Source organism: Arthrobacter sp. MYb221 (assembly GCF_002979835.1).
Classification (GTDB): domain Bacteria; phylum Actinomycetota; class Actinomycetes; order Actinomycetales; family Micrococcaceae; genus Glutamicibacter.
This window is the reverse complement of sequence record NZ_PCPW01000018.1, coordinates 48507-69425: the sequence shown is the minus strand read 5'-3', so window position 1 is coordinate 69425 and position 20919 is coordinate 48507. Positions and strand designations below refer to the sequence as shown.

The window sequence follows — 20919 nt, the reverse complement described above, 5'->3', positions numbered from 1 at the left end:
TATTGGGTGGCTCCGAACTGCAATAACGGGTGGCTCTGAATCTCAATATTGGTGGCTCTCAAAGAGTCAAATATTCACCGACCGGCACATTCGAGCCCTTCAATGCGCGCAACCCGTCCATCCATTCGATGACCGCTTGCTTCGTTACCTTGTCGATTGCCAGCTTGCCTAGGTTCGAATCTACGATGTGCCCAGCGTTGTGTTTTCGGTAGCGCTTGATCGTGCCCGATTGCGGTTTGCTGAGCTGGTCGATATGAGAGGTGACGATTTCGTGAACGCGTGGAAGCCGTTTGTCATGCACGCGCTTTACTTCGATAGCGGCTTTGAGGCTGGCACCATTCGCTTCGAGAAAATCTTTGAACGTCTGAGCCTGGTCCGGTTCATAGAACATGCGTGAAGACATTTTCCCGGTGTCTCTATTGCGGTAGACAACCCGATAACCCGTGCCCTTTTTCCGATCCACTTCTTGGATGACTGCCACTTTGATCTAACCCGTTCTATGTCGTGTCTAAGTTGTTCCGGGTTAGCTTTAAGCATCATTTAGGCCGTTTTAAGCATCATGAAAAAAGAAAACCCCGTAACCACAAGGGCTACGGGGCTAAAATACGTGGAGATGGGGAGAATTGAACTCCCGTCCGATGTGGTGTTGCCAGGTCTTCTCCGGGCGCAGTTTGCTGCGGATTTTCTCTGCCCCAACCATCACGCAAACATGTGGTTGATCCAGGCACAGTTACCAAAATATGTACCCAACAGCGGTAACGGCCGCTGGATACAGGGGCTATCTAAATGACGTAAGGAACAGGGGCGATAGCATCCCCTGGCTTACGGACTGTCTGGCTGCTTAGGCAGCGAGAGCGAAGTCAGTGCGCTTTGAGTCGGCACTTATTGTTTTGCAAAGAGCGTTTACGAGATAACTTTGCATCCTCGGCCCGCTTCATCTGTCGCGACTCACACCGTCGAAACCGATCATCCCCGTATTTTGTTGTCAGTCCCGGTCTCCCGGGTACAACCACACCAAAGGTGCGTTAAACAATCATAGCGCAATCTTGGAGGGTATCCCAACGAGTTTCGCCTCACGCTTATGCGTGTCCGCGATTACGCTCTCGCATTGCACGCAGTGCTTCGCGGTTATCTTGCTGTTCACGCAGCGTCTGTCGCTTATCGTATTCGCGCTTACCGCGAGCCACGCCGATTTCGATCTTCGCGCGCCCGTCTTTGAAGTACAACTTCAGCGGGACGATGGTCAGGCCTGACTCAGAGATTTTTCGTTCGATCTTAAGCAGTTCTGCCCGATGCAGCAAGAGCTTGCGGCGGCGGCGTGCGGCATGATTAGTCCACGAACCGTTCAGGTACTCAGGAATGTAGCAATTCTCAATGTATAGCTCATTGCGGTAGAACTGGCCGAATCCGTCCACCAGCGAAGCTTTACCTTCGCGCAGCGACTTGACCTCGGTCCCTGTCAGCACCATGCCCGCTTCGAAGGTATCTAGAATCTCAAAATCGTGGCGCGCTTTGCGGTTGCTCGCGATGATGCGATCTTCTTGGTTCTTCTTAGCCATGACACTCCTTGCATGTCGCGGGCGGATTCCCGCGCACAAATAACAAGTCTAACGCTAGAGAAGTCCCAATGGGTTCACGTGCGAACCGTTGATGATCGTTTCGAAGTGCAGGTGGCAACCGGTCGAGTTGCCGGTGGTGCCCACGTACCCGACGACCTGGCCCTGGTTGACGTGCTGGCCGTTGCTCACAGCGATACGTGAAAGGTGGTGGTAGTTCGTTGCCAAAGCCTTGCCCTTGACGACACCGTGCGAAACAGTCACCTTGTTGCCCGAGGAACCACCCCATCCGGCGAACCACACTTCACCACTGGTAGCTGCGACAACCGGCGAACCACACTGGCCACCGAAGCCCCAGTCAACGCCTGCGTGAACATAGCCGCCGCGACCGGTGTAGTCGATGGTTCCCGCCGGGGTCGGACGCCAGCCGAAGCTGGAAGTAATACGCGAGCTGCTCGTTGGCTTGATCAAGCCCCAGCTACTTGGTTCCGCGCGGGATTCGGTTTTCGGTTTTGCCTTGGGAGCGACGTATTGCTTCTTCTTGTACGTCTGCTGCTTCCGCTTCGCTTCGGCGGCTTGGCGCTCCTGCTCGGCCTCGTAGGCTGCCTTCTCTTTGGCGATGCGCTGACGCTCCGCCTCGGCTTCCTTGCGAGCTTTCTCCTCCGCCTTGCGCTTGCGCTCGGCTTCTTCGCGGATCAAGCGCTCTTGGCGTTCTTTGATCTGCTGGTTAACCGTGGCGTATTCCTGCTCTTGCGACTTCAGCTTCGCCTGAATCTGCGGCTTCTTAGATTCCAGCTCGGCACTGAGTGATTCGGTGCTGGCCACGAGGGCGTTCAGTTCATCTTTGGCCGATTGCGCTGCATCGCGAGCGCCCTGTTCCTGCGCGAGAGCTTCTTCGGCTTGCCCCTTGAGCGAAGAAATTTCTTCCTCTACGGCGGCCAGGCGAAGTTTGTTGCTTTCGTCCGTTGCCTTCTCTTGCGCCAGATCGTTATATACGGCGTTCTGAGAATCCATAGCCCTATTGGCCATGTCGAGACCTTCGGCCATGGCAGTGGCTGAGTCCATGTTCAGGATCATGTCTAGACCACTAGAAACTCCACCGCGCTTGTATGCCTCGGAGGCGATCTGCGCCATGGTGTTTTCAGCTTCAGCAATCTTGGCTGCGTTTTCTTCGATCGCCTTGGCAACCTTGTCACGCGTGGCCTGGGCACTGATCAACCGATTCGTCAGGTCAGCGACGGTGGCTTGGGCATTCGCTACACGGCTTTGCGCGTCAGCCAAGGCCGCTTCTGCCACCGGAACTTGTGCTTGTTGCTCTCGCAGCTTGCGATCCGTCTCAACGATATCCGCGTCTAGGACTTCCATATCCTGTTCGAGGTTGTCGATGTTCTGTTCGACCTTTTCCTTACGGTCATCCAGTTCGTCGGCGAGTACGATCCCCGCCGGCAAAGTAAGTGACAAAGCAAGGGCTCCACCGATGGTGGCGCGTAGGAACTTACGTCGCACCGCGTTGGATAGCATACTGCTCCTTAGAGGTTTTTTTGCATCAAGTTCTGAAGTTCGACCAAAGATAACGAACAACTAAACCTTCAGGTAACGCTTCAACGTTACCACTGAAGAAATTGTGGCCAAAACGATACCAATAATCAAGAGCCCTGGAGCAACTAGTAGAACTTCATTCGTCGAAATGAAGGCAACTCCAACGTTTTCGTTGGCGAGTTTATCTTGAACAAGGAACTTCACAAGCAGCCACAGGGTGCCCGAAGCAAGTAATCCACCGATAACGGAGGCAATCACGCCTTCGATAATAAACGGAAGTTGAATGGTCGTTTTCGAAGCACCGACTAAACGCATAATTGTGGTTTCCAGACGCCGGTGCATCGCAGAAAGCTGAATGGTCGTACCGGTCAACAGCACCGCGCAGGCAATCATCACGATCGCCACCACCGCCGCGGCGGCCGATGCTACTCGTACGAGCTGGAAAACCTTTTCCAAAAGTTCGCGTTGGTCCACCACCGAGTCGACGCCCGCTACTGTGGAGAACGCCTCGTTGATCACCGGATATTTCTCCGGGTCAACTAGCCCAACACGGAACGACTCCGGAAGCTGATCTTCGGTGACCTGATCGACAAGTGAAGAGTTCTTGTACTGCTCCTTGAAGTTCTTCAGCGCATCAGACTTCGACTCATACGCGAATTCCTTGATGTACGGAGCCATCTCGTCAGATTCCAGCAGTTGCTGGATACTCGTGCGCTGCTCATCGGTGACCCCCTCGCCGGCGCAATTCGGCGCAGCGGTGTTGTCGTCGCACAAGAAGACCGCAACTTCCATGCGGTCATACCAGTAACCCTTCATCTGGTTGATCTGCAGCTGCAGCAACGCCGAAGCGCCCACGAAGGTCAGGGATACGAAAGTCACCAAGACAACAGAGACGACCATGATGACATTTTGCCGAAGGCCCTTAGCAGCCTCGCGGAGGATGAATCCTAGTCTCACTGGTCCTCGTCCTTCTCTACGTTCGTTGCGAGCTCGCCAGATGCTTCCTTAGCGGCCTCGCCGGTGAGCAGCTCGCGAGAACCGTCTTGATTAATTACGGTGGTCATCGCCGTGTACTGACCATCTGCTTCGTCGCGGACGACGTTGCCCTTACTCAGTTCGATGACGCGATGACGGAATTCGCTGACCAGTTCGTGTGCGTGCGTGGCCATCAGCACGGTGGTGCCGTTCTGGTTAATCCGATCAAGCACGTTCATGACCTCGACGCTGTTTTTGCGGTCGAGGTTACCAGTCGGCTCATCGGCAAGCAGGATCGATGGCTTGTTCACGATGGCGCGGGCAATACCCACACGCTGCTGCTCGCCACCTGAAAGTTCGGTTGGTTTACGGCGGGCCTTATCTTCTAGTCCGACCATTCTCAGCGCGTCCGGAACACGTTCACGAATTTGCGCGCGTGAGGCACCGATAACTTCCATCGCAAACGCGACGTTATCGAACACGGTCCGTTCGCGAAGCAGTCTGAAGTCCTGGAACACGAATCCGATGTCGCGGCGCAATTTGGGCACGCGTCGGCTCGGGATACGGTTCAGGTTTTGACCTGCAACGTATACCGCTCCGTCCGTGGCTCGTTTTTCGCGCAGTATCAAGCTCAGAAAAGTAGACTTTCCCGAGCCGGATTCTCCAACTAAGAAGGCGAATTCGCCACGGTTAACCTCGATGTTTACGTCATTCAAAGCAGCATTCTTCTGCTTCGGCTCGTAAACCATCGAGACATTTTCGAATTTAATCATGTCTTCAATCGCTAGTTGCCGTCGGGGCGCGACCCACGGAAACTCAGGTCGAGATCGAACGTTTTTGATGCGCCAGTCTTCCAAACCTTATCGGTGCAACGTGAACATCGCGTGCGGCTGGGACGGTGTGTTGTCACATTCATGCTGTTTCCACAGGCTTGGCGCAAACCGTGAAACACGGTGACCTGACTACTTTTTCGTCAAACAAGTGGCCCCGGTGACCTTCCGCACATCAGCGGTACTTCCGGATAATTCAAGGGCCCGGCCTATCCAACAAGGGATCTGATCTGGCCGCTGTTAAATATCTCGGGGGTAAGCGTCGGCACATGACCGGCACTTACCCCCGAATTTAGAATGCTAGATCAGCGGGTGGCCATTGCGCTTTGCTGCGCGGGCCTCGATGATGAAGGCCCTGCCAATAAAGATCGCCACTCCGGCAACGACCACGGGCCAGGCCAATACGTAAATGGTGAGTGCCAGCATGTTTATCCCTTCCCCTTCGGAGTATTCGTACCTTCGGTTTTATCCGCACCACTTGTGGCGGTGCTGATTAGTTCTTCGACCGGGTCGAAGTCGCCAGCGCGCTCGGCGATGACCGCGAAGTCAAAGTCTTCCTTGGAACGGAACGACATGAAGTAACAAATCAAGGTACTCACCGAGTAAGCGACGAGCGAGGCGGTCAAGGTCGTGTAGTCACGCAAGAAGCCGAAGCAGAATGGTGCTGCGACGAGCGAGGCGATGGTGCCGACGATCAATGCAGGACGCAGCCCAAAGAAGCCGAAACTCATCAGACCAAGCACAATGCCGATACCAAGAATCGCCAGGAGCTCAATGACTATGGCGGTGAATCCGACCATTGGAATCAAGTCGAAACGCACCGGAATGAAAACAGCCAAGGCGGCCAATACCGCTGCGGTGAAGGCCTTGTTTGTGACCTTTTTCCAGTAGAAGCTGGCAAGCACTGGGAACACCAAAGCTCCCCAGAGTGCACCGACGAAGACCAAAAGGTCAAGGATGTTCAATTGCAAACTAGCGAGGCAGACCGCCAAGACCGTTGCCACGATCATCGTGATACGTCCAACCAACAACATGGTCTTCGGATTGGCTTTCTTCTTGCCTGCAACGTTCTGACCGTAAACATCGGCCATCATGATCGATGACAAAGCAGCTAGGTCCGAGTCAGCGGTGGATGAAAGCGCACCGATGATCATCACGAAGAACAGAGCCAACAAGATACCAGGCAGGTAGCTCATGGCCATTTCCGGAATGATGTTGTTGACGTTGCCATCGGTTGGTTCGAAGCCTAGGTACAGGGCTAGTACGCCGATCATGCCGACACCGATAACCATGGCGCCGTAGCCGATGGTGGCGGTGATGAAGGTCGGCTTGATCAAATCCTCGCGAACAGCGAACAGACGCTGTGCGATGGTTTGGTTACCGATTGCGTAAGCCAACACCGCTGCGATATACGGGGCACCCTGGTTCAGGAATGCTTCGGAAGAGAAGAAGTTCGACTGTTGGGCGCTCAGGTTGCCGGCACCGGTCTCGAACGCCGCGGGGAATCCGGCAGCGAAGAAAATGAACGGGACGATGATTGCCACGGCACCAAGCATCGCCATAACTTGCATGAAGTCGGTGAGAACCGAGGCGCGGAATCCGGACCACAGCGTGTAGAGCAGTACGCCACCGGCTACCGCGAGTACGCCTTGAATGAAGTTGAAGGGAGAGAGCATGGAGATGAGCACGCCACCGGCGATGAAGTTGGACATCAATGAAATGACCGAACCGACGATGTTCGAACCGGCTAGCATCAGCTGGCTAGAGCGACCGTGGCGGGCGTGCATAACTTCGGCCAGGGTATGGGCCTTCGGTGCGACTTTACGGATCCGCTTACCGAACGGGTAGATGAACAGAATCATCAGGGCGCCCCAGAGACCGTAGTGAATAGGACCACTGATGCCGTAGGTGTAGCCCGAGGCGGCGGAGGCATACATTGAGGATGCCCAGATCCATGTCGCGGTCATACTGGCCGCGGAGATTCCGAATCCGATTTTATTGCCTGCGGTCATGTAACCGTCGGCGTTTTCATTTTTCTGGCCAATCTTCGTGGAAACAAAAAAAGTTCCCCCATAGAATAAGACCAGTAAAAGTACGATGATCAAGGCGCTGAAACCGACCGTTTCCGGGTTGTTCACACGCCACCTCCTTCAAACGACGTAGTTGAGAATTGGCATCTTCCGAGGCAAGCCTCGGAACCTTTGATGCGTGGTTCGCACGTCTCATCCCGCGAAATGATTCGCGAGGATTCGCTTAGCCGACGTACATAAGCCCTCTATCCATCAATCACTTCCTTCACTCATCGTTACGTATCGTTTTCAGTTACTTCGCATCCTTGTACTGGCACGCAAAGAGCTGCCCCGATTCCGGGACAGCACGGTCGCATTAATGCGATTTCTTTCCTTAAAAACCGAAATGCCACACACAATTGCGCGCGAACATCCGTTCAAATCTATAGATTCTCGGTTGTTCATTCGTTGCCGTGGTCTCGCAAAATGATGCACCTAATTTTCGCGTCTACCTGCCATTATCGATGGCGCTTCCGACGGCTTCAAAGAGGCCAAGGTGCCTACATCGAGCGGGTTCTGAGCTACTAGAATCGCGAAAACCGCAGGGTGCAATGCCCGCAGCAACCATTTCATCCTAGCATGTACTCGATTTTCAGGTAGCTGAATTCCTAGGATATCGCCTCGAAATCGGCGATAAACTTGAACTTTTTAGTTCTAAAAATTAGAGAAATTTGGAAACAAAAAAGCCTGAAACTATTTCAGTTCCAGGCCTTTGAGTTAGTTCGCGGGGCGTCGATTTCCCGCTCGCCAACGGATTCCAGCGTCAATGAAATCATCGATTTCACCGTCGAGTACCGCCTGAGTGTTGCCGACCTCGTGTTCGGTACGCAGGTCCTTAACCATCTGATAAGGGTTGAGCACGTAGGAGCGCATCTGATCACCCCACGATGCTTTAACGTCTCCAGCCAGCTCCTTCTTCTGCGCACTTTCCTGTTGCTTCTTAATCAGCAACAGACGCGACTGCATGACGCGCAAGGCGGCGGCGCGGTTCTGGATTTGTGATTTCTCGTTCTGCATCGACACCACGGTGCCAGTGGGAATGTGCGTCATGCGGACCGCCGAGTCGGTGGTGTTCACGCTTTGGCCGCCTGGTCCCGAGGATCGGAAGACGTCCACTCGAAGCTCGGATTCGGGTATTTCGATGGTGTCGGTCTGTTCGATCAGGGGCACAACTTCCACCGCAGCGAAGGAGGTTTGACGGCGCCCTTGATTGTCGAATGGTGAGATCCGTACCAGGCGGTGGGTTCCGGCTTCGACGGAAAGAGTTCCGAAGACGTATGGCACGTCGATTTCGAAGGTAGCGGATTTCAACCCTGCTTCTTCCGCATAGGAGGTATCCATTACGGTGGCCTTGTAACCGTGCTTTTCCGCCCAGCGCAGGTACATGCGCAACAGCATTTCGGCGAAGTCTGCGGCATCGACGCCGCCGGCTCCGGCACGGATCGTCACCACCGCACCGCGCGAATCGAACTCGCCATTGAGCAATGTGACGATTTCCAGCTCATCCAGCGCCTTGTGGATCGAGATGAGTTCCTTGTCCGCTTCGACCAGGGTTTCGTCGTCGTCTTCCATTTCGGCAAGTTCCACGAGAACTTCAAGATCGTCAATTCGCGTGCGCAACTTATTCAGGCGTTCAAGTTCTGTCTGGCGATGGGACAGCTTGCTAGTGACAACTTGCGCGCTGGCTGGATCATCCCATAGGTCAGGGACACCGGCCTCTTCCGAAAGCATGGCGATATCGGCCTTGATTTGAGCAACGTCGCTTACGTCCTCAATCGCAGAGAAAGTGGATCGAAGCGAACGAATTTCAGCGGAGAAGTCAGTTTTTGCCATAGTTATCTAAGCCTACGCCATGAAAGCGGACGGCTTAAGCTCGCGACACTATCTGCTCAAAACGGTGCGCGCGGAGGAATTGACGCTGATATTCACCCCGGACGGGACGATCCACCCGATGATCGGTGGCTGCACCGAACCAGTCAGAGATAAACGCGCGCCTTGGCCATCGGGCAGAATCTGTACCGATCCAATGGCAAGATTATCGACACGCTGTCCCGCGTCCACATCCTGCAGATAGCGCTGAACTGCCGCCCGCACTTGAGCCTGGTTCAGTTCGATCCGTGGCTGACCTCCGTCGGCTACAAATTCGAACTCATCCACGGCCGCGACAATCGCACCATCGGCGACGGACAAAAGCTGGCGCGCTTTGAGGTTCACCGCGCTGGCGGCGAGCACCACCGAGATAGTCAACAAGGTGATCGCGCACAACCCAATGGCAAGCACCAGCGACTGCCCGTCCTCGGCGCGGGCAGTACGCAGCAACCTCGGCCACCTCCCGCCGCTATCCAAAACGGTCGATTCGTTGTGTCGAGGCAGCGTCGACGGTGAAAACGGAGACATCAAAGTAGTCGGAGACAAACGGCAGCTGCACGCGCAAGGACACTTGAATCGTGACGATGCTACCGGGGCTCAGACAATCAAGATCGCAGGATATCTGCGTGCTGGCACCGGATAAACCGAAGTTATTCATCGCACGCTCCACCACCTGATGGGCGTTGGAATGCGCCTGGGCGGGAGTATCGGCGACGGCGAAGACCTTGGCGGCTTGGTCGGCCGCGCCGACCACTGCATAGGATCCTGCCTGGAGTTGACCGGCCGCGAGGATCAGGTAAATCATTGGGATCAGCAAAACCGTGGAGGCGAACACAAATTCCACGATGGCGCTGCCTTCATCGTGCGAGGCACGGGGCGTACTTTTAGCCATAACGCACCGCATCGCCGCGAACACTCAAATTCCACCCGTTGGGCAGTAGCCCGATCAACGGCACCCGCGTCGACACGGTGACGCTCACTAGCTGGCTTTCCCCAACCGCGCTCGTTGACACCTGCACGTTTTGGGCGAAACCGCTATGCAAGGATTCGGCAATCAACAGGCGGGTTCGACCGCCCGCGTCGGCTGGAGTTCGGTTTGCCAACGCCCCGTAGTGCGCGCCGTTGGCCGCCGCGTCGGTGAGCGTATTGCGCACATGGAGCACCAGCGTCAGTTGAATCAGCGTTAACGTGATGACGATCAGCAAGCTGGTGATCATAACGAATTCGGCCACGGCCGATCCTGCCTCATCCGGGCCTTGTCTCCGGAAGCGACGTCGTACCACGGTCGCGGCGCTGCTCATCTTCGCGGACCCCTGGCTCAGCCTAATCCAGAGACTCGATCGATCGCCTGGTTGAAGAGGTCTTGCAAACGCGGACCAGCGATGGCCAACAACGCGGCAACGAGCAGAGCGGACATTAAGGTGATCATGACCCATCCGGGGACGTCGCCGCGCTCTTCGCGCAGCTTCACCGTGAATTGACGCCAGAAATTCTGGCAACCTTCGGACAGCCGTAGTGACATGATCAGAAGCCACGATTGGAAGCTTGACATGGGATTACTTCCTAACATTTTTGCGTTTGGCAAATACTGTGATCTTGCGGCAAATTGTCAATAGCTCATCTCCAAGAGGGCTAGGCCGGGGAACACCGCAAATACGATGGTCAACGGCAGGACTCCAAAAACTATTGGAATCAGCATGCTGATTTCACGTTTTCCGGCAACTTCCATCAGCTCTCGCTTGGAGGCATCACGCACATCTTGAGCCTGATCTCGGAGCACCTGTGCCAGCGGCGTGCCTCGCTCTGTGGCCACGACGATCGCGTCGACGAACCTGGTCATCGCCCCAACTTGGATACGATCGGACATATTCTGCATTGCCTGAATCATCGAGTTGCCGGCGTGGATTTCGTTGAGCGTTTCGGTGAATTCATCGCCAATCACCCCATGGCAGATACGCGAGATCCGTTCGATCGCCCCGGTGGTCGATTCACCGGCTCCCACAGTGAGGGCGAGAACCTCCGCAACCGTGGGGAATTGCGTGAGAACCTTGCGGGCACGACGCTGAATCTGTTCGTTCAGCCACCATCCACGGGCCATGAACCCGAGCATGCCGCAGCCGAGCGCCCCGATGAGAGCGAAAGCGAAATTTGTGGGCCGGCTCAGCGCGAGCAGGGCCATGAGCGCCGAGCCGGCCAGCAGGCCAAACAGCGCGCAGATGATCTCTTGCGAGCGGTAGTCCACAACGCTGGCTTTCAATCCTGCGGCACGAAGCCGCTTGCGTACGGTCTCGGTGCCGGGGCTGTGCAGGCTGGCGAGGCGTTTGATCTGGGACAGCAGCGGCGCAGCGAATTGCACCACCGCCGGGCTCCGCGATTCAGCACGCCAGGAATCTTCGAGCATCCGCGAAGAACGCATGCCCACACGGATGTGCGGGGCAACGCGTTCGGCGAAGGACATCGGACGCCAAGCGGGCAGGTTGACGATGATCATCCATAAGCCCAGGCCGAAGCCGAAGCCGCACAGCACCGCCCACGGGATCAGCGAGTTCATGCCAGCACCCGCTCTTCGACCGGCAACGTGCCAAGGCGCAGCATCACCCGATAGCAGAACAGCGAGATGAGCAGTCCAGCGATGAGTACTACCACTCCGCCCGAGGTCAGGTAGGCGTTTTTCGCCGCGTCTTGGGTACCGAGCACCAGCAACAGGATCCAGGGGGCCGCAACCGCCAGCCGGGCCGCGGAAACGATCCACGACTGGCGGGCGGCCAGTTCTCCCCTGGTGCGCACGTCATCGCGCAAAAATGCTGCCAGGGTGCTCAAGGTTTGCCCCAGGTCGGTACCGCCGACCTCGCGGGTGATGCGCAGCGTGGCCAGGATCTTATCGGAGACCGGATCCGCCAGCCGCGCACCCAATTGCTCAAGTGCAATGGAAAAATTGGAGGTGGCCCGATAGTCCAGGGCGAAGTCGCGAAAGGCCGGGCGCAGCAGTTCTGGTCCCATGCTGCCCAGCTGGCTCAACGATTCGGGCAGCGATAGCCCGGCCCGGATGGCGCTGCGCAGGTGATCAACCACCTCTGGCCACTGTTCGTGCAACGCCGCCTGTCGTTTAGCCGCCTGATGGCGCAGATACACCCATGGCGCCCACAGCCCGAAGAGCAAAAACACGCTGGCAAAAAGCCACGAACCGGTCAAAGCGAGGGTGATCAGCACGAACACCAGTCCATTGGCCGCGCAGATCGCCACAAATTTTGCCGGGCTCAGGCTTACGATGCCCGCACGCAGCAGGGACAACCGGATCGCCGACTGGCGTTTGGCCCGCGGCGGAGTGGGGTCGAAAAGCAGCCAGTCCACTATCAACGCGATGCCCAGCCCGCCGAGTAATCCTAGAAATGCGATCATGAGCGTTCCATCAGCAATTGGGCGACGTTAATCCCGGCGAGCGCGAATTTCTCGTGCGCCCAGTCGGCTCCTGATGCCTGGTTCAGCTCGCCCTGCCCGTATTCGAAAAGCGTTGAGGTTTCGAACTGGCCGTCCTCCACCCGGCCCCGCACGCTGAGGATTTCCTGGACGTAGCGTTTTCCGCTCGGGTCGCGGGTGCAGTGCACCACCAGGTCGATGCAGGCGGCCACGGTCCGTACGGTGAAGTCGCTGGTGATATTGGGTCCGGCTAACAGCGGCAGGGTGCAGATCTTGGTGATTGCATCGCGCGCAGAGTTCGCGTGCAAGGTGCACAGTCCGGCGATGCCTGAGTTCAAGGCGATGAGCATGTCCAATGATTCGGCCTCGCGCACCTCACCTACGATGATTCGGTCCGGGCGCATGCGTAGCGCTTCCTTGACCAGCCGACGCATGGTGATTTCCCCGGTGCCCTCCAAGTTTGCTAGACGGGTTTGCATGCTGACCACATCGCGCAGGGCCAGATTCAGTTCGAAGATCTCCTCGATGGTGATGATGCGTTCGCGCGATCCGATGGAGGATGCCAAACAGTTGAGCATCGTCGTCTTGCCAGCTTGGGTAGGACCGGTGACCACCACGTTGAGCCCGGCGGCGATCGACCACCCTAAGAAGGCTGCCCCATCCTGGCTGAGCGAACCGATTTCCACCAAATCTTCGAGCTTCGTTGCGCGGGCGATGAATTTACGGATGTTCACCGCCCAGTGTTCGTGGGTGATGTCCGGGATGACTACGTGCAGTCGGGAGCCATCGGGCAATTGGCAGTCCACGAAGGGTTGGGACAGATCCAACCGGCGCCCAGAGGATTTCAGCATTCGTTCCACCAGGCCGGCTACCTCGTCGGATTCGAGCCTGATATGCGTCAGTTCGCTTTGCCCGCCACGCGCGCAAAAAACCTGTTGCGGCGAGTTGATCCATATTTCTTCGACGTTGGGGTCATCGAGCAGCGGTTGCAGCGCCCCGAATCCTGCCACATTGTCGAAGACCGAACGGCGAACCTGATCGAGCGATCCGATGGCCGGGACCGCGCCGAGCAGGGAACGTTCGTCATAGTCACGCAAGACATCGTCGATCAGGGATCTGATGAGCGCAGGTTGTCTGCCAGGGTCCAGTCCGCGCCGGCGCACCAGCTCTCGCACTTCGTCTTCCACGATGGATAGCGCGTCCACGTCAAAGTCCTTAGCCGAAACTATGAAAATCGTTCCCGAATGCTTCGAGGTACACCGGCGAGCGCGGCACCGGCACAGCGTCTTGCAACCCTTTTCTGGAGGTTAGCTAGAAGGGCTATGTCAAGGGAGCCTAGCCCCACCGGCTAGCGCTTTCAATACCTTGCCCGAAGATGTGGATAAACTCCGACGGGTTTTCCACAGTGCGAGGTGCGGCTCGAATAGTGGACCATCGTGCGTGCTGAAGTGTTGCCAAGACCCAGCTAGCGATTGAGGAGGAGAATTCATGGTGCGCTATGAGTTGCTGCTGGCGGCGCGGTGTTTCGCCCAGCCGCGCCAATTCAGGCTCGACGTTTCCGCGCAGCTAGACGGCGCTGGGCTGGCCAAAATTTTGGCCGGTTCCTTCGGCGCGACGCGCTGGTTTGTGGCAGACACCGCTCTGGAAGATTGTGGGATGCTCAGCGCGCGCACTCACCTGTTGCTGACCGATATTCCGCGAGCCACTGCCACCTCGGGGGTCCGGATGCCTGCCGCGCTGCAACTCTTTGTCGCATCTGGGCCGGACGCCGGGGCGAGCGTGCGACTGGACCAAGGCGTGCATCGGCTGGGGCGCTGTGCCCCGCTGTGGCTGCAGGACCCGCTGATCGCCCGGCACCATGCCCAAATTGCAGTGGACCAATCGGCCCTGGTACTGACCTGTGATGATGCAAATACGATCGGGGTGGAGGACCGCGTCGGGAAGCGGAGTTCGGTGACCCGTCTGCAGCTGCACCGCGGAACGCGCTTTTGTTTGGGAGACACCGAATTGTGCGTCGGCGATCCGGTACTGCTTGATACCGGCCAGAGTCTGTCGGCCGAGCAACTGCGCTGGCAGCTGCCAGACAAACCGGAGCTACAACGATTGATCGCCTTGTGCTTGGCTGCCCTGGTTCCGATGCTTTCCGGGGTGTTGCTGGCGGTGCTCACCGGGTCGATGTTGTTCTTGTTGCTCAGCGGCGCTTCGGCCCTCTTGGGAATCGTACCTGCCGGGCAGCTGATCCTCGAGCGTCGCCGGTGGAAAGCCAAGGCCGTGGTGCACCGCGCCCAGGTGGCGCTAGCTCGTGAGGCCTATGCGCCGCCGTTGGGGATCGCTCTGCTCGCCGGGTTGGATCGTACCGAGTTGGGGATGCCGAATTCCGGATTGCCTCCGCTGGTGTTCGGCCGAGGGCTGTGGTCCCCGGCGGCGGAAGAGATGACGCCGAAGAAGAAGCGGCGCAGGAAACCGCGCAGCGCTTTGGATGCCCCCTGCCCCTCGCCGGTGTTCACCGCCAGCGTTCCCGGCGCCTGGCAGATCGTCGGCGATCAGGACAAGGCGAGCTGCGAACTGCTGTTTGCCCTGCTCGCCCGCTACCTGCCCGCGGTCCTTGCCGGACGGCTGGAACTGATACTTGACCCGCAACTCGAATGCCTTCCGGCCAGTCTGATCCTGTTACCCGGGGTGAGCACCGGGCTGCCACCGGCTCCACGCGCAAGCCTGCTGGCAGCACCGGCGACCGGCGAAGTGCGCTCCCTGTACGTGCTGGCCACCGCAGCACAGCCCTGCGAGGAGTCGATAGTGCTCGGGCTGAGCCGCGCCCCGGTGCCGCAGGGCACCTGGTGGGTGAATCCCCTGTTGCCGCTAGCCTCGCTCGAAGATCCGCAGCTGGCCTTGCGGAACGTGCAGCGGCTGAGCGCACCGCGTTTCGCCCGGCTGATCGATCGATGTCTGGACCTCGCCGAAACCCACGGTCCCCTCAGCAGTCCTGCGCCGCCGACGGGCGAGGGACAGCCTGTACGACCCGGGTTGACCGCCCACATTGGCACCACCACGCAGCTTGATCCGGTGGTTCTGGACTTTGACTCCGACGGGCCGCACATGCTGATCTGCGGCACCACCGGATCAGGAAAATCCGAGGCGCTACGCCGCATTGTCAAAGAACTAGCTGCCGATTACTCCCCCGAAGAATTAGCCTTCGTCCTCGTCGATTTCAAGGGCGGAGCCGGGCTTTCGGTCTTCGCCGCCTTGCCTCATGTCCAACTCTTCGCCAGCGACCTCGACGCGGCGGCCGCGCAACGCACCCTGGCTCAATTAGAAGTCGAGGTCACTCGCCGCGAACAACTGCTGGCCAACTATCGCTGCAGCGACCTGCTCGAATACCAACAACTGAGCGATCCGGCGCCAGCCTTGCCAAGGCTGTTGGTGGTGATCGACGAATTTCGGGTATTTAGCGAATCCATCCCGGAAGCCAGCCCACGAATCGACCGGCTCGCGGCCGTGGGCCGGGCTCTGGGCATTCACCTGTTGCTTAGCACCCAGCGGCCAGCAGGAACCCTGACCGGGCAAACCCGGGCAAACCTCAATACCGTGATCGCACTGCGCGTTAATGACCCGGGTGAATCCATTGAGCTGGTCGGTATCCGGGACGCTGCCTCGCTGTTGGACCCCGGGCAAGCAATCATCCATTGCGCCACGCGGCAGACCCGAAAATTCCAATTTGCGCTCGCCTTCGACCCACCGCCCTATGGTGAACTGGCCGAACGAGGGCCAATGAACCTCCGCGCACGGCAGCTCTGCACCTTTGGGGCGCCCCCAACTGCCTACGAAGCTATGGAGGCACTGCACGACCAGATGGAAACTGTGGCTCAGCGCTGGGCGACGCTTCGATTACCGCGCTCACCGTTTGCCCCGGCACTACCCGCGCAACCTGAACCACCCGGTTCGGACTGGTCACCCATGAGGCCAGACACTATTTGGTGCGGGTTGACTGACCAGCTAGAGCACGGCGCCCTCGAGCCACTAGAGCTTGGTGGCGAGGCGAGGCGCAGCCTGTTGGTGTGTGGCCTTCCGGAGGCTGGCCCTCGTCAGCTATTGACCGGCCTGTGTCGGCTGCCGCGCAAAATACTGAGTTTCGGGCCCGCGCTGAACGCAGATGAACGCAGCAGCCCGCACCTGCGACAAATTACCGGGGAAGACGTTTACGACTTTCTAGATGCGCTGGACTACCTCGAGGAACGGTGCGAAGACACGCGCCTACTCGTTCTAGTTCATGGTGTCGCGCAGCTGCAATCCTTGCTGCACCCACAGCATTTTCAACGCTTCGACGAAGTTCTCGGGGGTCTCTTGCGTCGCGGTGCAGCCGGTGGCACCACCATCCTCCTCGCGGTGGATCGGGATCAGGCGCTGCTCAAAGCCGCAGGGCTGTGCACCGAGCAATGGTACTTTCCTTTTCAGGCCACCGAATCCTTGAAAATGACCTGGCCTCGCCTGCCCGAAACTGCAAGCGTGGTCGGACGAGGAATAATGGTGTGCGGTACCGACGCTGCACGCACCATCCAGTTAGGTTCGCCCCAGCCCGCGGCCTTGGAACAAGGCGTGTGGAACGCGAATATCGATGACTCTTCCTACTTAGCCGAGCCAGGGGCTTTCCCGCTTGGCAAGCGTTCATTTGTAGATGCCACGATAAGTCTGTCTGCCTCGGCGATGACGCTCCTGATCTGTGGAAACCCTTTGATCCGAGAAGAGCTAAGCAAATGCCTGTGTCACCGGTGGTCGCTAGAACGCTTGCACGGAATCGACGAATTCGAATCACGGCTTGACCAAATGGCACCGGGGAATATCGCGCTGGTGCTCGAACATACGAACGACCCACGACTTGCCGGGTTGCTAAATTCCGCGCTGGGCCGTGCGGTGATCCCGGTGCTATTCGTACCGCCTTCCAGCCGACTTGCCTACGAGATCGGGGCGCCGGGCATGGCACTCGATGACCGTTGTGTTGCATTAGTCGAAGCCCACCATCCGCACGATATGCAACCCATGTCGTGGGAGCCATTGAGTTCTCAAGAATCGAGACAGCGGGTAAACAAATGGCGCGCGGTCGCCAGTTACCGTGGGCAACCACGCGCCATCTATATCGACATGGATGACTTCTAGGATTGCGGGCGGTCTCCTAGAAATATGGTTGTCTTGGGTGCAAACAACATCACGACGATGATTCCGGCGATCACGATGGCCGCAATCGCGATACCGCTAAATGGGCCTTGCAAGAAGGAAAACGAGAGGATCAATTGGAACAGCTGCCACACGATAATCGGTGCGCGTGTGAAGGCCTTCCCCTGGAAGAAGTTGAAGGAAACGCTGATCTGCCAGGCGCCGGCTGCGAAGCACAGGACGAGCATGAAGATTCGGCCGCCCATGTTCAAGTCCCCGGCGTCAGCGAGATGCATTAGGTAGTTGACCGCGTAAACCAGGACCGCCACCGCTTCGAGCATTGTCAGGGCTGAGACGGCCAAAACGCTGGGAGGACGGGATACGGAAGATTCGTTGTTGCTCACGACAACAATTTTCGTGCAAGCAACTCAGGAACTCAAACGCGCAACATCGAAGGCGAATATGGCACCGACCACAGCCCCTTCAGTTAGCGCAGCGAGCCACGGAAATCCATGTGAGAAAGCACTCAGGCATTCAACCACATTTCACTTCCGTGACTCTTGTTTACTTTCTCGTAACATGAAAACCTAATGTGGTTGGTTAAACGAACACCCCTGCTCGTACCTCTCCAACTCATCGATGACCTTTCCGGTACACACAACGTAACGCACCTGCAATTCCTATTCGCAGTTGTTTTCTGTTTGTGACGATTTCTGGGAGGTCTTCGTTCCCCTAAATATTTCAAGGAGCATCAATAAGCATGGATTGGCGTAGCCGCGCGGCGTGTCTGGAAAAGGACCCGGAACTTTTCTTCCCGGTGGGTAACACCGGTCCGGCCCTATTACAGATCGAAGAGGCCAAAAGCGTATGCCGTCGATGCGACGTCACGGAAACCTGCCTGCAGTGGGCCATCGAGTCCGGGCAGGATGCCGGCGTCTGGGGCGGCATGAGTGAAGACGAGCGTCGCGCCCTGAAGCGTCGTGCTGCACGGGCCCGTCGCGCTTCTTAGAGTAATAGCTGCACCCGAGGTAGTTCTCGCAACCCGGGTTGCTGTCCGAAATCCGTCAGTGGCAACTCTACTGGCGGATTTCGACTTTAACCCGTGAAATTCTCAGGCCAGCTGAGTAACCTACACTTAGTATCTGTGTTCGAAAGGAGCAAGGTCGTGTCCCAGACTCGCCATCCGTGCTCCCCTGTGGCAGGAGTTTTCTTTGATTAGCCCGGATCGACCAGACTCGCTCGTCGGACAAGTAATTGGTCACCGCTATCGGTTAGATACGCTGATCGCGCTCGGTGGGATGTCACGGGTATACCGGGCGATGGATCAGAATTTGCACCGGTCTGTGGCCGTCAAGGTACTGGACGAGAACTACGCTAGCGAATCGATGGTCCGCGAACGGTTCGAGTCCGAAGCCATTATCGCAGCGAATATCTCCCACCCGAATGTAGTGTCCATCCGCGACCATGCCGTTTCCGGAAGTCACGTGTATCTGGTGATGGAGTACGTTCGCGGACGTAATCTTTCCCAAGTTATCGAGGAACGTGGACGGTTTACTCCACGGCAGATGCTAAGCGTTCTTGAGCGAATCTGCAGCGGCCTACGTGCCGCGCACCTCGAAGGCATTGTGCACCGGGATATGAAACCGGCGAACGTTCTCCTTTCAGATAATGGCGAAATCAAGATCACCGATTTTGGCCTGGCTCGTGCGGCCAGCGCGCATACTCAGTCCGGGACGCTTGTCGCCACGCTCTCCCATGTTTCGCCCGAGCTAGTTTCAGGGGCGCCCTCCGATTCGCGTAGCGACATTTACGCCGTTGGAATCATGATCTATCAAATGCTCACCGGTCAGTTGCCATTCCCGGTATCCAACCCCGCAGCGATGATGAAGCAACATCTCGATTCGCCAATGCCGTTGCCTTCTACAATGGTTCCAGGGCTCAGCGAAGATCTCGATGAACTGGTGCGCTACTGCACAGAAAAAGATCCGGATCTCCGTCCGCAGAATGCCGGCTTCTTACTCGATGATGTCATCCAGATCCGTTCCACGCTCACCGATGAGGAGCTCGACCTTGATGCCGATTCTCTAGGTCAGATTTCGGACTTGGCCCCATTGGCTGCCGAGGCAATGCCTACCACCGTGCAGCAACGACTAGACGAGTGGCAGCGTTATCGTGAGGAACAGCGCCAACCGTGGTGGTTGGACGAAAACACGCTCGGGGAGACGGCCGCTTCGACGACCGAAGACTACTCTGCGGTTCCCTTCGAAGAAGCCACCGCGGTCATCAGCGCCTCCCAAGCAACCGAAGTATTGGATCTTCGCGAGGCCCAGCCCACCACTGTGGCACCTCAGCTGTCCCTCGGCGATCCAGTCCAAGCGTTACCGGCAACGGACGCCACTGCGGCTTATTCTCGCGAAGATTTAGTTGGGTTCGACGATTCAGCTCTGGTGGCCGAAAAACCCGTGGCACCAGCTACTACCCATGGTTCAGCTCGCGCGCAGAAGCAGGAGCAAAAACGCGCGGCGAAACAATGGCGCAAGACCGCGCAAATACCCACCCATCAACTGGTGAAGCCAAAATCTGCCGGAAGGCGTTCGGTGATCTTGGTGGTACTCATTTTTATCATCGCGTTAGTCGCTGCTGGTGCATGGTTCTTCGGCCGCGGCCCGGGAACCATTATTCGCATCCCATCGCTGACCGGAATGTTGCAAAACCAGGTTGTCGCCCAATTTGATGAGCAAGGCGTACCGGTACGGGTGAACTCCGTCTATGACGATGAGATCGCTGTCGGCCGCGTAGTGCAAACCCAGCCGCGCACCGGTGAAAGCATGATGAAGTTTCAGGGCGTCGATTTACTGATTTCTCGCGGCCCGGAACTCTTCGAAATTCCGGCGCTCGAAGGAGTGACCGAGGAGGAAGCCGCCGAGCAACTTTCCGATCTGGGCTTGGCCAAAGTGAAGACGAGCCTAGAGTATTCCTCCTCCGTCGCCAAGGGACAGGTCACTTCCAGCTCACCGGCCGCCGGCGAACTGGCGGGGCGGAAAAACACCGTGGCATTGGTGATCTCGCGGGGTCCGGCACCGGTGCAGATACCTAACCTCGCTGGGATGTCACCGGAGCACGCCGAGCAGGCGCTGAGCGAGGTCGGCTTGAAGCTGAAGCTCGGCGAGCAGCAGTACTCGCCAAAAGTTGACCAAGGGTTGGTCGCGGATCAGAGCCCACGGCAGCAAACCGTTGAGTTTGGCAGCACCGTCACCGTTCATGTCTCCAAGGGGCCTGAATACCTTCAGGTGCCTTCGGTGATCGGTCAAAGCCTGGCCGAGGCGAGTGCAACGCTTGAGGAAGCCGGATTCACCGTCTCGACGCGATCGGTGCTTGGCGGCTTCTCGGACACGGTACGCATGCAGACCCCACTGAACCAGCGCGCCGTACGCGGCAGTGAAGTCAGCCTGTACGCGTTCTAAACCAAAGGCTTCGCTATTTTAAATAACTTTGGCTTCCCGCAATCGCGGGAAG

19 protein-coding genes and 1 other RNA gene are annotated in these 20919 nt (G+C 57.6%); 3 read left to right on the top strand and 17 right to left on the bottom strand.

Annotated features, from left to right (window positions below):
* Positions 1 to 58 precede the first annotated feature (58 nt).
* The 16 genes from CQ015_RS17190 to CQ015_RS17120 all read right to left on the bottom strand — a co-directional run bounded on the left by CQ015_RS17190 (position 59) and on the right by CQ015_RS17120 (position 13460).
* Positions 59 to 481 (bottom strand): hypothetical protein, encoded by a 423-nt coding sequence (locus CQ015_RS17190; RefSeq protein WP_146114088.1) that lies wholly within the window; start codon positions 479 to 481, stop codon positions 59 to 61.
* 124 nt (positions 482 to 605) lie between these two features.
* Positions 606 to 974: a transfer-messenger RNA gene (ssrA, locus tag CQ015_RS17185) on the bottom strand.
* Between the two features lie 105 nt (positions 975 to 1079).
* On the bottom strand, positions 1080 to 1559 hold the full coding sequence (smpB, locus tag CQ015_RS17180; protein ID WP_105554299.1) for an SsrA-binding protein SmpB: 480 nt from the start codon (positions 1557 to 1559) through the stop codon (positions 1080 to 1082).
* A gap of 54 nt (positions 1560 to 1613) precedes the next feature.
* Positions 1614 to 3077: a M23 family metallopeptidase gene (locus CQ015_RS17175; RefSeq protein WP_105554300.1), complete on the bottom strand. Its 1464-nt coding sequence runs from the start codon at positions 3075 to 3077 to the stop codon at positions 1614 to 1616.
* 60 nt (positions 3078 to 3137) lie between these two features.
* Entirely contained in the window at positions 3138 to 4052 is a 915-nt protein-coding gene (gene ftsX / locus CQ015_RS17170) for a permease-like cell division protein FtsX (RefSeq protein ID WP_105650716.1), read from the bottom strand.
* Positions 4049 to 4843, bottom strand: coding sequence for a cell division ATP-binding protein FtsE (gene ftsE, locus CQ015_RS17165; RefSeq protein WP_105554302.1), 795 nt, complete (start codon positions 4841 to 4843; stop codon positions 4049 to 4051). The genes ftsX and ftsE overlap by 4 nt, the downstream gene beginning before the upstream one ends.
* Positions 4844 to 5200: 357 nt before the next feature.
* Positions 5201 to 5326, bottom strand: coding sequence for a putative transporter small subunit (locus CQ015_RS19150; protein ID WP_219843951.1), 126 nt, complete (start codon positions 5324 to 5326; stop codon positions 5201 to 5203).
* Between the two features lie 2 nt (positions 5327 to 5328).
* On the bottom strand, positions 5329 to 7038 hold the full coding sequence (locus tag CQ015_RS17160; protein WP_105554303.1) for a sodium:solute symporter family protein: 1710 nt from the start codon (positions 7036 to 7038) through the stop codon (positions 5329 to 5331).
* Between the two features lie 648 nt (positions 7039 to 7686).
* On the bottom strand, positions 7687 to 8802 hold the full coding sequence (prfB, locus tag CQ015_RS17155; RefSeq protein WP_105554304.1) for a peptide chain release factor 2: 1116 nt from the start codon (positions 8800 to 8802) through the stop codon (positions 7687 to 7689).
* 48 nt (positions 8803 to 8850) lie between these two features.
* Entirely contained in the window at positions 8851 to 9288 is a 438-nt protein-coding gene (locus CQ015_RS17150; protein WP_105554305.1) for a hypothetical protein, read from the bottom strand.
* 19 nt (positions 9289 to 9307) lie between these two features.
* A complete protein-coding gene (locus tag CQ015_RS17145; RefSeq protein ID WP_105554306.1) occupies positions 9308 to 9730 on the bottom strand; it encodes a hypothetical protein in 423 nt (140 codons plus the stop codon).
* A complete protein-coding gene (locus CQ015_RS17140; protein ID WP_258133707.1) occupies positions 9723 to 10070 on the bottom strand; it encodes a TadE family protein in 348 nt (115 codons plus the stop codon). The genes CQ015_RS17145 and CQ015_RS17140 overlap by 8 nt, the downstream gene beginning before the upstream one ends.
* 86 nt (positions 10071 to 10156) lie before the next feature.
* A complete protein-coding gene (locus CQ015_RS17135) occupies positions 10157 to 10360 on the bottom strand; it encodes a hypothetical protein (protein ID WP_374954808.1) in 204 nt (67 codons plus the stop codon).
* 87 nt (positions 10361 to 10447) lie between these two features.
* On the bottom strand, positions 10448 to 11389 hold the full coding sequence (locus CQ015_RS17130) for a type II secretion system F family protein (RefSeq protein WP_105650715.1): 942 nt from the start codon (positions 11387 to 11389) through the stop codon (positions 10448 to 10450).
* A complete protein-coding gene (locus CQ015_RS17125; protein WP_105554309.1) occupies positions 11386 to 12237 on the bottom strand; it encodes a type II secretion system F family protein in 852 nt (283 codons plus the stop codon). Before CQ015_RS17125 ends, CQ015_RS17130 begins: the two co-directional genes overlap by 4 nt.
* Positions 12234 to 13460 (bottom strand): CpaF family protein, encoded by a 1227-nt coding sequence (locus CQ015_RS17120; protein WP_105554310.1) that lies wholly within the window; start codon positions 13458 to 13460, stop codon positions 12234 to 12236. Before CQ015_RS17120 ends, CQ015_RS17125 begins: the two co-directional genes overlap by 4 nt.
* A 283-nt stretch (positions 13461 to 13743) precedes the next feature.
* Between CQ015_RS17120 and CQ015_RS17115 the strand changes: the two genes are divergently transcribed.
* The gene (locus CQ015_RS17115) at positions 13744 to 17406 is read left to right on the top strand and encodes an FtsK/SpoIIIE domain-containing protein (RefSeq protein WP_105650714.1); all 3663 of its coding nucleotides are present in this window, start codon (positions 13744 to 13746) and stop codon (positions 17404 to 17406) included.
* Here the strand turns inward: CQ015_RS17115 and CQ015_RS17110 are convergent.
* A complete protein-coding gene (locus CQ015_RS17110; protein ID WP_105554312.1) occupies positions 17403 to 17807 on the bottom strand; it encodes a hypothetical protein in 405 nt (134 codons plus the stop codon). The genes CQ015_RS17115 and CQ015_RS17110 overlap by 4 nt on opposite strands.
* Positions 17808 to 18163: 356 nt before the next feature.
* Between CQ015_RS17110 and CQ015_RS17105 the strand changes: the two genes are divergently transcribed.
* Both CQ015_RS17105 and CQ015_RS17100 read left to right on the top strand, forming a co-directional pair.
* Complete coding sequence (locus tag CQ015_RS17105; protein WP_096256388.1) at positions 18164 to 18412, top strand: WhiB family transcriptional regulator; 249 nt, start codon at positions 18164 to 18166, stop codon at positions 18410 to 18412.
* A 202-nt stretch (positions 18413 to 18614) separates the two neighbouring features.
* Positions 18615 to 20867: a Stk1 family PASTA domain-containing Ser/Thr kinase gene (locus tag CQ015_RS17100; protein ID WP_258138789.1), complete on the top strand. Its 2253-nt coding sequence runs from the start codon at positions 18615 to 18617 to the stop codon at positions 20865 to 20867.
* Positions 20868 to 20919: the final 52 nt, after the last annotated feature.

Bases quoted from the DNA above. Each gene is read 5' to 3' on its own strand.
- CQ015_RS17135 (WP_374954808.1), bottom strand. From the start codon at position 10,360: ATGTCACTACGGCTGTCCGAAGGTTGCCAGAATTTCTGGCGTCAATTC.
- CQ015_RS17125 (WP_105554309.1), bottom strand. From the start codon at position 12,237: ATGATCGCATTTCTAGGATTACTCGGCGGGCTGGGCATCGCGTTGATA.
- smpB (WP_105554299.1), bottom strand. From the start codon at position 1,559: ATGGCTAAGAAGAACCAAGAAGATCGCATCATCGCGAGCAACCGCAAA.
- CQ015_RS17130 (WP_105650715.1), bottom strand. From the start codon at position 11,389: ATGAACTCGCTGATCCCGTGGGCGGTGCTGTGCGGCTTCGGCTTCGGC.
- prfB (WP_105554304.1), bottom strand. From the start codon at position 8,802: ATGGCAAAAACTGACTTCTCCGCTGAAATTCGTTCGCTTCGATCCACT.
- CQ015_RS17115 (WP_105650714.1), top strand. From the start codon at position 13,744: ATGGTGCGCTATGAGTTGCTGCTGGCGGCGCGGTGTTTCGCCCAGCCG.
- CQ015_RS17145 (WP_105554306.1), bottom strand. From the start codon at position 9,730: ATGGCTAAAAGTACGCCCCGTGCCTCGCACGATGAAGGCAGCGCCATC.
- CQ015_RS17105 (WP_096256388.1), top strand. From the start codon at position 18,164: ATGGATTGGCGTAGCCGCGCGGCGTGTCTGGAAAAGGACCCGGAACTT.
- CQ015_RS19150 (WP_219843951.1), bottom strand. From the start codon at position 5,326: ATGCTGGCACTCACCATTTACGTATTGGCCTGGCCCGTGGTCGTTGCC.
- ftsE (WP_105554302.1), bottom strand. From the start codon at position 4,843: ATGATTAAATTCGAAAATGTCTCGATGGTTTACGAGCCGAAGCAGAAG.
- CQ015_RS17175 (WP_105554300.1), bottom strand. From the start codon at position 3,077: ATGCTATCCAACGCGGTGCGACGTAAGTTCCTACGCGCCACCATCGGT.